Annotated in this window: 10 protein-coding genes; 7 read left to right on the plus strand and 3 right to left on the minus strand. The window is 69.0% G+C overall.

Translation table 11 applies throughout. From position 1 onward, the window contains the following. A partial coding sequence (locus BN11_RS06670; RefSeq protein WP_048696053.1) for an NAD(P)H-quinone dehydrogenase occupies positions 1-1,363 on the minus strand: 1,363 nt, incomplete at its 3' end. A gap of 124 nt (positions 1,364-1,487) precedes the next feature. Here BN11_RS06670 and BN11_RS06675 point away from each other — a divergent pair. Both BN11_RS06675 and BN11_RS06680 read left to right on the plus strand, forming a co-directional pair. Then, on the plus strand, positions 1,488-2,324 hold the full coding sequence (locus BN11_RS06675) for a purine-nucleoside phosphorylase (protein WP_407667976.1): 837 nt from the start codon (positions 1,488-1,490) through the stop codon (positions 2,322-2,324). A 98-nt stretch (positions 2,325-2,422) separates the two neighbouring features. Next, positions 2,423-4,084 carry a phospho-sugar mutase gene (locus tag BN11_RS06680; protein ID WP_048696055.1) on the plus strand — a complete coding sequence of 554 codons (1,662 nt, stop codon included), beginning with the start codon at positions 2,423-2,425 and terminating at the stop codon, positions 4,082-4,084. A 110-nt stretch (positions 4,085-4,194) separates the two neighbouring features. On the opposite strand, the gene BN11_RS06685 is transcribed toward BN11_RS06680, so the two are convergent. Further along, positions 4,195-5,466, minus strand: coding sequence for an ABC transporter substrate-binding protein (locus tag BN11_RS06685; RefSeq protein WP_162213177.1), 1,272 nt, complete (start codon positions 5,464-5,466; stop codon positions 4,195-4,197). A gap of 14 nt (positions 5,467-5,480) precedes the next feature. After that, positions 5,481-6,809 carry an L-fucose:H+ symporter permease gene (gene fucP, locus BN11_RS06690; RefSeq protein ID WP_235435392.1) on the minus strand — a complete coding sequence of 443 codons (1,329 nt, stop codon included), beginning with the start codon at positions 6,807-6,809 and terminating at the stop codon, positions 5,481-5,483. Positions 6,810-7,202: 393 nt separating this feature from the next. On the opposite strand from fucP, the gene BN11_RS06695 reads away from it, so the two are divergent. The 5 genes from BN11_RS06695 to BN11_RS06715 all read left to right on the plus strand — a co-directional run bounded on the left by BN11_RS06695 (position 7,203) and on the right by BN11_RS06715 (position 11,657). Continuing rightward, positions 7,203-7,532, plus strand: a complete 330-nt coding sequence (locus BN11_RS06695) for a hypothetical protein (RefSeq protein WP_048696062.1) — start codon at positions 7,203-7,205, stop codon at positions 7,530-7,532. Positions 7,533-7,636: 104 nt separating this feature from the next. Continuing rightward, the gene (deoC, locus tag BN11_RS06700) at positions 7,637-8,638 is read left to right on the plus strand and encodes a deoxyribose-phosphate aldolase (RefSeq protein ID WP_048696064.1); all 1,002 of its coding nucleotides are present in this window, start codon (positions 7,637-7,639) and stop codon (positions 8,636-8,638) included. A 14-nt stretch (positions 8,639-8,652) separates the two neighbouring features. Beyond that, complete coding sequence (locus BN11_RS06705) at positions 8,653-10,092, plus strand: aldehyde dehydrogenase family protein (RefSeq protein ID WP_048696066.1); 1,440 nt, start codon at positions 8,653-8,655, stop codon at positions 10,090-10,092. Positions 10,093-10,094: 2 nt separating this feature from the next. Then, positions 10,095-11,003 carry an aldehyde dehydrogenase family protein gene (locus BN11_RS06710; protein ID WP_048696067.1) on the plus strand — a complete coding sequence of 303 codons (909 nt, stop codon included), beginning with the start codon at positions 10,095-10,097 and terminating at the stop codon, positions 11,001-11,003. Beyond that, positions 11,004-11,657, plus strand: coding sequence for a uridine kinase family protein (locus tag BN11_RS06715; protein WP_235435393.1), 654 nt, complete (start codon positions 11,004-11,006; stop codon positions 11,655-11,657). It begins immediately after the preceding gene. The last annotated feature ends 347 nt before the right edge of the window (positions 11,658-12,004 follow it).

Below are 12,004 nucleotides of genomic sequence, written 5' to 3' on the forward strand. Positions count from 1 at the left end.
TGGCGAGCTGGTCGACGTTGAGGCGGTGGGAGACGGCGAGGGTGACGGGGAAGATCAGCTCCGACGCTGACGGGGCGACGACGACGCCGCCGACCACCGTGCCGGTGCCGGGTGCGGCGAACAGCTTGACGAACCCGTCGGTGATGCCTTGCATCTTGGCGCGCGGGTTGCGCGAGAGCGACAGCATGACGGTCGCGACCTCGAGGGCCTTGTCGTCGATGTCCTTCTCCGACAAGCCAACCGTCGCGATCTCGGGGTCGGTGAAGATATTCGCCGAGACGACGTCGAGGTTGAGCGGAGACACCGCGTCGCCGAGAGCGTGGGCTATGGCGATGCGGCCCTGCATGGCTGCCACGGAGGCGAGGGGCAGAACGCCGGTGCAGTCGCCCGCGGCATACACGCCCCGGACGCTGGTGCGCGAGACCCGGTCGACGCGGATGTGCCCGCTCTCGGAGAGCGCGACGCCGGCCTCCTCCAGCCCGAGGCCGCGGGTCTGCGGGATCGCGCCCACCGCGAGCAAGGCGTGCGTGCCCTCGATGACGCGGCCGTCCTCGAGGGTGACGGTGACGCCGGTCGCCTGCCCCGACTCGTCCCGGATCACGTCGGTGGCCTGCATCCGGGAGCGGCTCAGGACCTGCATTCCGCGCTTGGTGAAGACGTCCTCGATGACGCGCGCCGCGTCCGGGTCATGGCCCGGGAGGACATGCTGGCGGCTCGAGACGAGGGTGACCTGCGCGCCGAGGCCGAGGTAGGCCTGGGCGAGCTCGGCACCGGTGACACCGGAGCCGACGACGATCAGATGCTCGGGCATCTCGGTGAGGTCGTAGATCTGCTGCCAGGTGAGGATGCGCTCACCGTCGGGCATCGCGGTGCCCATGACGCGGGGCGTGGCACCGGTCGAGACGAGCACGACGTCGGCGTGGAAGTCCTGGGTGCGGTGCAAACCCTCAGTGCCGCTGGACAATTCGGCGCGCACGGTGCTGGCGTCGACGAGGCGGCCGGTGCCGCGAACGATGGTGACGCCGACCTCGTCGAGGCGCCGCTCGATGTCCTCGCTCTGGGCGGCGGCGAGGTCGAGGACGCGCCGGTTGATCTGGGCGAGCTCTGCGCTGGCGTCGGAGATGACGTCGCCCTCGTGGTCGTGCATCCGCACACCGAGGTCGATGGCGACGTCGACCATCGACATGTAGTCGGCCGTGGCGATGAGGGTCTTGGACGGCACGCAGTCGGTGAGCACCGCGGCACCGCCGAGGCCGTCACGATCAATCATGGTGACCTGGGCACCGAGATGGGCGGCGACGAGAGCGGCCTCGTAGCCGCCGGGCCCGCCGCCGATGATGACGACCTGACTTGCTGCGTTCATACCCGCCTTGCCCTCGCTCGATCCGTTTCCGGATGCCCGTTTCGAGAGGCCAGTCTGGCCGAGGCGCCGCCTTTTCCTCGAATCCGTCGGCCCGCCCGGCGAGGCGTGCCGATAACCTGCGCGGGTGATCGACACCGCCGTGAACCCCCTCGAGGCCCCCGACACCGACCCCTTCGCGATCGCCACGGTCGCCGCCGCGGTCATCGCCGACACGTCCGGGTCGGCGACCCACGACATCGCCCTGGTCCTCGGGTCGGGGTGGGGCGAGACGGCGGAGCGGATCGGCGCGACGCTCGCGACGATCGACAACACGGACGTGCCCGGTTTCGCCAAGGCCGCGGTCGTCGGCCACTCGGGCACGATGCGTTCGGTCGCGATCGGCGACACCGGCCGCCGCGCCCTGGTGTTCGGCACCCGCACCCACTTCTACGAGGGCCGGGGGGTGCGCTCCGTCGTCCACGCCGTCCGGACCGCGGCGGCCGCGGGCTGCCGCACGATCGTGCTGACCAATGGCTGCGGCGGGCTCAACCCCGACTGGGCGCCCGGCACGCCGGTCCTGATCCGCGACCATATCAACCTCACGGCCGCCTCCCCCTTGGAGGGCGCGACCTTCGTCGACCTGACCGATCTCTATTCGCCGCGGCTGCGGGCTCTGGCCCGCGAGATCGACCCCCGCCTCCCCGAGGGCGTCTACGTGCAGTTCCGCGGCCCGCAGTACGAAACCCCGGCCGAGGTGAAGATGGCGGCCATCCTCGGCGGCGACCTGGTCGGCATGTCGACCACCCTGGAGGCCATCGCCGCCCGTCAGGCCGGCCTGGAGGTCCTCGGCATCTCGCTGGTCACCAACCCGGCCGCCGGCATCTCCCCCACCCCCCTCGACCACGCCGAGGTCGTCGCCGCCGGCCGCGCCGCCGCCGCCCGTTGCGGCGATCTCCTCGCCCAGATCGTCACCCGTATCTGACCCACCCATCGAGCTGTCATTTCGACCCCGTCGCCGGTGGACCGCCTTCGGCCCCGCGTAGAGTCGCGGGAGCATCCTCAGCACCCAAGGAGTCAGGTATGCCGTCCGCCCCAGATCTGCTCGACGCGGCCCGTGCGTGGGCGGCCGACGACCCCGACCCGCAGACCCGCGCCGAACTGGAGGCGGTGATCGCCGCGGCATCCGAAGGCGACAAGGAGGCGGTGGCGGACCTGGCCGACCGCTTCTCTGGGATGCTGGAGTTCGGCACGGCCGGGCTGCGCGGCGCCCTCGGTGCCGGGCCGAACCGGATGAACCGCGCGGTGGTGATCCACGCGGCGGCGGGGTTGACGGCATACCTGAAAAGCGTTGCGCCAGAACCCTTTGTCGTCATCGGGTTCGACGCCCGCACCAACTCGGATGTCTTCGCGCGCGATACCGCGGCAGTCGTATGCGGTGCCGGGGGCCGGGCCGCGGTGCTGCCCCGGCCGCTGCCGACGCCGGTGCTCGCCTATGCGATCCGGTTCCTCGGCGCGGACGCGGGCGTCATGGTCACCGCGAGCCACAACCCGCCTCAGGACAATGGCTACAAGGTGTATGTCGGTGACGGCTCGCAGATCGTGCCACCGGTCGACGGCCTCATCGCGGCGGCGATCGCCGGGGTCGAATCCGTGGCATCCGTGCCGATGGCCGACGACGGCTGGGAGACGCTCACCGACGACGTCCTCGACGCCTACGTCGCCGACATCGCCACCATCGTCTCCCCCCTGGCGCCGCGGGAACTGACCGTCGTCCATACGGCCATGCACGGCGTCGGCACCGAGACGATCCAGCGCGCCTTCGCCGCAGCGAACTTCCCCCAGCCGATATCCGTTGCGGCCCAGGCCGAACCAGACCCGATGTTCCCCACCGTGTCCTTTCCCAACCCCGAGGAGCCGGGAGCGATGGACTTGGCCCTCGATCTGGCCGAACAGACCGGACCCGACCTTGTCATCGCCAACGACCCGGACGCCGACCGCTGTGCCGCCGCGATCCCCGGCCCGGGGGGCTGGCGGATGTTGCGCGGCGACGAGGTCGGGGCGTTGCTCGGGGCGCACATCCTCGATCGCGGCGTGCCGGAGGGCGGGCGCTTCGCCAATTCCATCGTCAGCTCCCGCCTCCTCGGGGCCATGGCGGCGAAAGCCGGTGTGTCCCATGAGGAAACACTCACGGGCTTCAAATGGATCGGACGCGTGCCCAGCCTGGCATTCGGGTATGAGGAGGCCCTGGGCTATTGCGTCGACGCGGCACACGTGCGCGACAAGGACGGCATCAGCGCGGCCCTGCTGCTGGCCGAACTCGCGGCCGAGCGCAAGGCCGACGGCTCCGACCTCCAGACGGTCCTCGACGATCTCGCGATCGAGCATGGCGTCTACGCCACCGACGCCTTCTCCGTGCGGGTCGACGATCTCTCCCTCATCGGCGCGATCATGGCCCGACTCCGCGCGACCCCGCTGACCGAGGTCGGCGGCATACCCGTTGCGCGACAACAGGATCTGGCCGTCGGTGTTGACGGGCTGCTGCCCACGGAGGGACTGCGCTATTACCCCCCCCACCACAGCCGCATCATCGTGCGGCCGTCCGGCACGGAGCCGAAGCTGAAGATCTATCTCGAGGTGATCGAGCCCGTCGATAACGCGGCCGACCTGTCACAGGCCCGCACCCGCGCCGCCGGTCGCCTCTCCGGCATCCGTGCCGCCATGGAGGCCACCACCCGCCCGTGACGCCGCCGCCGCTCGCGGGTCAGGGGCTCTTCCATCGAGATCCCAAGGACATCTTCCTGACGAGGAAGACCCGCCTCGGAGGGTTCGGGCAAGACCATTGCGCACCCCGCTCAGTGGCCCGCGGGCTGGTACACCGCGACGGCCTCCGCGATGGCCTGGGCGAAGGACTGCGGTTGCCGGGTACGCACGTAGGCCGCGATGGCGTCGAAATAGCCTTGTGTGAGGCCGGGATTCATCGCCTGTCCGTGGCTGAGCGAGGGCAGCACCGGGCCGGCCCACAGCGCCTTGGCCGCTTCTTGCTGATAAGGGCTGAGGCCGGTTGCGTCGACGTTCTTCAGGACCGGCACCGAACCTTTCAGCTTGCTGAACTCCAGATTCGCCGCCGGGTCGGCGAGGACGGAGAGGAAGGCGAGCGCGTTCTTGGCATTGGGCGCGGTCCGGCTGGCGACGAAGACGTCGGTGACGGCGAGGAAGGCGCCGTCCGTGCCCGGATAGACGACCTCACCGACCGCGTCGGAGCCCCCGCGGGCGGTGAGCTCACCGAAGGCCGAGTCGTTCATCGTCAGGAAGCCGCACGAGCCCTCGACGAGCTGACCGATCGCCTGATCCCACGTCTGGGTGTCGGCGTCCGCTGAGGTGTATGCCAGCAGGTCGTCGAGTTCACCGAGGGCGTCCTTGACCTCGGTGCCGTTCCAGTCAAGCTTGTCGTCCTGGATTTTGGCCCATCCGTCCGGTCCGAGCCGGGCGAGCAGGATGTTGTCGAGGAGCTCGGCGGTGGTGAAGCGATCCTTGGCACCGAGGCACAGCGCCGGCACACCGGACGCCTTGACCTTCTCGAGGTCGGCGCGGAACGCGGCGGGCGTGTAGCCCGCCGCCGGCGCGGCGACGCCCGCTTTGTCGAGCACGGCCTTGTTGAAGAACAACACATTGCTGCGGTGGGCGCCGGTGGGCACGGCATACTGCTTGCCGTCGATCGTCACCGACTGAAGGATCGTCGGATTGACTTGCGCCGCAAGGCCACCGGCGCCGAACACCGAACTGACGTCCCGGATCTGCGCCGATTTCTCGTATGCCGTCGTCGCGGCGCCGGCGAAGGTCTGCCACACGTCGGGCGGGTCGCCGGCGATGAGTCGCTTGGCGAGCGCGACCCTCGCGCTGCTGCCGGCGCCCCCCTGGACGCTCGCGTTGGTGAGGGTCACGCCGGCATTGGCCCTGGCATACGCATCGGTGAAGACCTTGAAGGCCTTGGCTTCCGACGCCGAGGTCCACCACGTCATCACTTCGAGCTGGTCGGTCGCGGCGGACGGGTCGGTCTCTTTCGGGCCGGTGCAGGCACTCAGGCCGGCGACCGCCACGGTGACGGCGAGCAAGGCACGAGTCACGTTGCGCATGATCATCACGCTTCCGAGGCGAGCTCGGCGCTGCCGCCGGGCGCTTTGAGGTCGTACAGGGCGAAGGCCGTCACGACAGCGAAACAGCATGCCGGGACGATGAAGGAGACGGCGGCCGAGGTCTTGTCGATGACGATCCCCTGCACGAGCGGCATGATCGCGCCGCCGACGATCGCCATCACCAGGCCGGCCGCCCCGAACTTCGTGGCGGGCCCCAGGCCTTGCAGCGCAACCCCGTAGATCGTCGGGAACATCAGTGACAGACAGAACGAGACGGCAACGATGGCGGCGACGCCGACCATGTTGGGCGAGACCACGGCGATGAGGCAGAGAACGATCGCGAGCGTGCCGAGGGCGGCGAGCACCTTGGTCGCGCGGATCTTGCCGATCACCCAGGTCATGAGGAAGCGCGAGAGCATGAAGACGATGAGGCTGACCTGGAGCAGATACCCGCCGAGTTCGAGACTGCCGTTCAATGCCTGCTGGACGTACTGGAGGATGTAGGTCCAGCAGCACACCTGCGCTGCGACATTGAAGAACTGCGCGACGACGCCGAAGCGGTAGCGACGGCGTCCCCACAGGGTCTTGATGACGCTCTGCTCGGTCTCGCCCTCCGATGTCGGGTGGAACTCCTCATGGATCGGCGGGGACTTCTGGATGGCGATGACCAGCCAGATGACGAGCAGCAGGAAGCCGAGGCCGAGGTAGGGCCCCATCACCGCGCCGAGCTGACCGGCCCGGATCGCCTGTTGCTCGGCGGGAGTCAGGGCGCCGACACCGACGGGGGCCTCGAGTTTCGGCAGGATCAACGTCGACGCGAGCAGGACGCCGATATTCGTGCCCAGCGGGTTGAAGGACTGCGCGAAGTTGAGCCGGCGGGTGGCGGTCGACTCCGGACCCAGGGCGATGACGTAGGGGTTGGCCGAGGTCTCGAGGATGGAGCATCCGGCCGCCATCGCGAAGAGCGCAACGAGGAAGGCCTCGTAGGTCATGATCTTGCTCGCCGGATAGAAGGCGAAGGCTCCGATGGCAGCCAGCGCCAGACCGGTCAGGAGTCCGACCTTGTAACCGAACCGTTTGTTGATGAACGCGGCGGGCAACGCGAGCAGGAAGTAGGCGCCGAAGTAGGCCAGTTGCACCAGGGATGCCTGGAAGGTGCTCATCTCGAAGATCTGTTTGAACCCCGCGACCATGGGAGTGGTCAGATCCGCCGCGATGCCCCATGCCGCGAAGCACGCGACGAGCACGACAAAAAGAACCAGCATCCCCGGTCCGACGATCGGGTCCTTGGTGGCGCGCGCGTCCGATGCTTCCTTCACCGGTGTCTGGCTCAAGGCAACCCCCTTGTCGCGAATCTGACCGAAGAATCTTCAGCACACGCGCCCGCGCGCACAATGCGCAGGTCGGCCCGCTGTTCGTGAACCTACGCCCGCCGAGACGGCGCGGCAACCGGAGAGCGGGAGCCCGCTGGACGGGCTCTAGGCAACATGTCTGGTGGGTGACAACATGGTGCGGCAACTTGTTTCACTTACTCACGAGTCACCTAGCAGGCATACCTTTGAGTTGACCGTTAAACAACGGTCGAATGACCGGCCGGGTGATCCTCGGCCGGGATCGGAGGAAAAACCACACATGGCGGCCCTCAGTCCCTGACCCCCGACGCACGCGGGGTCGATCTCCCCTACCGCGAGGTCACCTTCCAAGAAGACATCGTCCGTTCGTCGGCGTTGCGCAAACTCCTCGCCTTCGCCCGCATCCTCATCGGCTGGACCTTCATGTGGCCCTTCCTCGACAAGCTCTTCGGCATCGGCTTGGGCATGCTCCTCGGCGCCGGCCTGAAGATCGCCGCCTGGTCCGGCACGCTCCTCCTGTTCCTCATGTACCTCGCGCAGTTCCCGCAGGGTCAGCCTGCTGACTTCCACGCCACCAACCCCATCACTGACTCGCACTGGCACGAGGCCGCGCTGCTCCTGCTGTGCGCCTCCGGTCTCGCCGGCGACACCGTCGGCATCGGCAAGTGGTGGGGCCGCAAGGTCGGCAACGGCGTCCTGCGCTGAGCCTTCTGTCCCGACGAAGCCCCCGGCCCCCCTCCCGGGGGCTTCGTCATGTCCCGGGGGCGCAACGAGGGCTCGCCGCCACGCGCCGCGGATAGACTCCCACGGTGAGTTCTGCCCCAGCCGACGCTGCCGTCGACGCCACCGCCCGAGCACGCGACTTCCTCGGGGTGACGCGGCTGACCAATGCCGCCCTGACGACCTGGCTGCATGGCTTGCCGGGCGTCGACCAGGTGGGCTGCGAGGCGCGGGCGGCAGGGCTGGGCACTCGCTCCATCAAGAACGACAGCAAGCGCTGGGCAATCGACCTGGCGATCTCGATGATCGACCTGACCACCCTTGAGGGCGCCGACACCGTCGGCCGGGTCCGGGGGCTGGCGGCCAAAGCCCTGACCCCTGACCCGACCGACCTGAGCACCCCGCGCCCGGCGGCGGTCTGCGTCTACGGCGACATGGTCGCCGCGGCCAAGGAAGCCCTCGGCGATTCGGACGTCAAGGTTGCCGCGGTCGCCACCGTCTTCCCCAGTGGCCGCGCGAGCGTGCCCGTCAAGCTGCTCGACACCAAGGACGCCGTCGCAGCCGGCGCGGATGAGATCGACATGGTCATCGACCGGGGCGCCTTCCTCTCCGGCAACTATCTCGAGGTGTTCAACCAGATCGCCAAGGTCAAGGCCGTATGCGGCGCCGCGCGGCTGAAGGTGATCATGGAGACCGGCGAGCTGGTCACCTATGACAACGTGCGCCGCGCCAGCTGGCTGTCCATGCTCGCCGGCGGCGACTTCATCAAGACGAGCACCGGCAAGATCTCCCCCGCCGCCACCCTGCCCGTCACGCTCATCATGCTCGAGGCCGTGCGCGACTGGCGCGATGTGACCGGCGAGCAGATCGGCGTCAAGCCGGCCGGCGGCATACGGACAAGCAAGGACGCGGTGAAGTTCCTCGTCGCCGTCAATGAAGTGGCCGGCGAGGACTGGCTCGACAACCACTACTTCCGCTTCGGGGCCAGCTCGTTGCTCAACGACCTACTGCTGCAACGACAAAAGCTCCGGACCGGCGTCTATTCCAGCGCCGTCTACATCGCCGACGATTCCCCCTCGACCGCCTACTGAGGACGCGACCAACGATGCCCACCTTCGAATACGCGCCCGCGCCCGAGTCCCGCGCCGTCGTCGACATCGCCAGCAGCTACGGCCTGTTCATCAACGGCGAATGGGTCGACGGCCACGGCACGACCTTCAAGACCGTCAACCCGGCCTCCGAGGAGGTCCTCGCCGACATCCACGAAGGCGACGCCTCCGACGTCGACCTCGCCGTCAAGGCCGCGCGCACGGCATACAGCCGGGTCTGGTCGCGGATGAGTGGCGCCGACCGCGGCAAGTACCTCTTCCGCATCGCCCGCTTGCTGCAGGAGCGCGCCCGCGAGTTCGCGGTCCTCGAGAGCCTCGACAACGGCAAGCCGATCAAGGAGACCCGCGACGTCGACATCCCGCTCGCCGCGGCGCACTTCTTCTATCACGCGGGGTGGGCCGACAAACTCGGCCACGCCGGCCTCGGCCCAGACCCGCAGCCGTATGGCGTTGTCGGGCAAGTCATCCCATGGAACTTCCCACTGTTGATGCTGTCGTGGAAGATCGCCCCCGCCCTCGCAACCGGCAACACCGTCGTCCTCAAGCCGGCCGAGACCACGCCCCTGACGGCGCTGCTCTTCGCCGAGGTCTGCCAGCAGGCCGATCTGCCTCCCGGAGTCGTCAACATCGTCACCGGCGCCCGCGAGACCGGCCAGGCCATCGTCGACCACCCCGACATCGACAAGATCGCCTTCACCGGCTCCACGGGGGTGGGCAAGATGATCGCCCGCTCCATCGCCGGCACCCGCAAGGGCGTGACCCTCGAACTCGGCGGCAAGGGCGCGAATATCGTCTTCGACGACGCACCCATCGACCAGACCGTCGAAGGCATCGTCCGCGGCATCTTCTTCAATCAGGGCCATGTCTGTTGCGCCGGAAGCCGATTGCTCGTCCAGGAGTCGATCGCCGAGGAGGTGACCCGACGGTTGCAGCGGCGCCTGGCCACCCTCCGAGTCGGAGACCCGCTCGACAAGAACACCGACGTCGGCGCGATCAACTCGCGCGCCCAGCTGGACAAGATCACGCAACTCTCGGAGGCCGGTGAGGCCGAGGGCGCGCAGCGCTGGGACAACGGATGCCCGTTGCCGGACAAGGGATTCTGGTTCCGCCCCACGGTCTTCAGCGGCGTCACCCAGACTCACCGCATCGCTCAGGAGGAGATCTTCGGACCGGTGCTCTCCGTCTTGACCTTCCGCACCCCGCAAGAGGCGGTCGCCAAGGCCAACAACACGCCATACGGCCTCTCGGCGGGCATCTGGACCGACAAGGGCAGCCGCATCCTGTGGACCGCCGACCAGCTCAAAGCCGGTGTGGTGTGGGCCAATACGTTCAATCAATTCGACCCGACGAGCCCCTTCGGCGGCTACAAGGAGTCCGGCTACGGACGCGAGGGAGGCCGTCATGGCCTCGCGGGCTACCTGAAGGGAAGCAACTGACGATGGGCGCGCGACTCGATGTCCGCAAGACCTACAAGCTCTATATCGGCGGCACGTTCCCCCGCAGCGAGTCCGGCCGGTCGTACGAGGTGTTCGCCGCCCCCGCGCGCGCCGGTGCCACTCCCCGGTTCCTGGCGAATGCTGCGCAGGGCTCGCGCAAGGACGCCCGCGACGCGGTCGTCGCCGCGCGTGCCGCGCAGCCCGGGTGGGCGGGTGCCACGGCATACAACCGGGGACAGGTGCTCTATCGCGTCGCCGAGGTGATGGAGGGCCGCCGCGCCCAATTCGCCGAGGAGGTCCGCGTTGGCGAGGGGATCAGCCCCAGCCGCGCCGATTCCCTTGTCTCCCAAGCGATCGACCGCTGGGTCTGGTATGCCGGGTGGACCGACAAGATCGCCCAGGTCGCCGGCAACCCCAATCCGGTCGCAGGCCCCTTCTTCAATCTGTCGGTGCCGGAGCCGTGCGGTGTCGTGGCGATTCTCGCCCCGCAGGAGTCGAGCCTGCTCGGCCTCGTCAGCGTGATCGCCCCGGCGATCGCGACGGGCAATACCGCCGTCGTCGTCTCCTCGAAGGACCGGCCGCTGCCCGCCGTGACGCTCTCGGAATGCCTCGCCACCTCCGATGTGCCCGGCGGCGTGGTCAATATCATCACCGGGGATGCCGCCGAGATCGCGCCCTGGCTCGCGTCGCACCGCGACGTCAACGGCCTCGACCTCACCGGCAGCGCCGGCGTCGAGGGCCTGGCCTGGGGTGAACTCGAGGCCAGCGCGGCCGAGACCCTCAAGCTGATCGTCCGGCCGGGCGGCGCCGGGGCGCGCGCCGAAGAACCCGACTGGGCCATCGAGCCGGCAATCTCCCGCATGACAACCTTTTTGGAGACCAAGACCGTCTGGCATCCCAAGGGTCGCTGAGTGCCACCACCGCCGCCCACCGGACCGCAGACGACACCGCATACGACACCACCGGAGACACCCGACCACGCGCGCGTCGTCCTGCTCGCCGGCCCGTCGGGAGCCGGCAAGTCCCGGCTCGCGGAGCGCCTCCGCGCGGCATACGGCTGGCCCATCGTGCGGCTCGACGACTTCTACAAGGACTTCGACGCGCCCGGCCTGCCGAAGCACCCAGCCCTCGACGTCGCCGACTGGGACCACCCGGACAGCTGGGACGGGGCGGCGGCGTGCGCAGCGCTGGAGGCGCTCATCACGACCGGCTGTAGCGCGATGCCGGTCTATGACATCAGCCGTTCCAAGCGCGTCGGCGAGGGTGATATTACGGCCCGGCCGACGGACCTGGTTCTCGCCGAAGGCATCTTCGCTGCCGAACTCATCGCTCCGCTCCGGGAGCGCGGCCTGCTGCACTCGGCCTGGTGCGTGCGCAACTGGCCGGCGCTGACCTTCATCCGGCGGCTGGCGCGGGATCTGAAGGAGCGCCGCAAACCGCCGCTTATCCTCATCAAACGCGGCGTCGCGCTGCTGCGTGCGGAACCCGATGTCGTGGCCCGCGCGTCCCAGAAGGGCGCCCAGCCGGCCACCGCCAAAGATGTCGAGGCAGCACTGCGCGCGTGAGGCACAGCGCTGCCGTCCCGATCACCGCCGGCGCGCCCTACGATGACGCACGTCAGCGGCACGAACGAGGTGCCGCGACACGATGGAGGGAAGCACGACATGAGCACATATCCGCCCGAGCCGACGCCGGGGGGCGACGCGTCGGCATACCGAGGCACCGCCGCACCGACGGCTGCTCAGCGTCGGCGATCTCGTCAGCGGCGCCTTTCGCACCCTGACGGCGGACCCGCGCCTGTTCCTGCTCGTCCCGGTGGCCGTGGCCGCGGCCCTGCTGCTGCCGGTGCTGATCCTCGTCGGCGTTGGCGTGGCGCTGGCGAGCACATCCGACGGCAGCGCGGCAGCGGCGG

The organism is Nostocoides australiense Ben110 (assembly GCF_001050535.1).
GTDB lineage: Bacteria > Actinomycetota > Actinomycetes > Actinomycetales > Dermatophilaceae > Nostocoides_A > Nostocoides_A australiense.

Coding starts and splice junctions, on each gene's coding strand:
- BN11_RS06710 (WP_048696067.1), top strand. CDS start 10,095: ATGGGCGCGCGACTCGATGTCCGCAAGACCTACAAGCTCTATATCGGC.
- BN11_RS06705 (WP_048696066.1), top strand. CDS start 8,653: ATGCCCACCTTCGAATACGCGCCCGCGCCCGAGTCCCGCGCCGTCGTC.
- BN11_RS06680 (WP_048696055.1), top strand. CDS start 2,423: ATGCCGTCCGCCCCAGATCTGCTCGACGCGGCCCGTGCGTGGGCGGCC.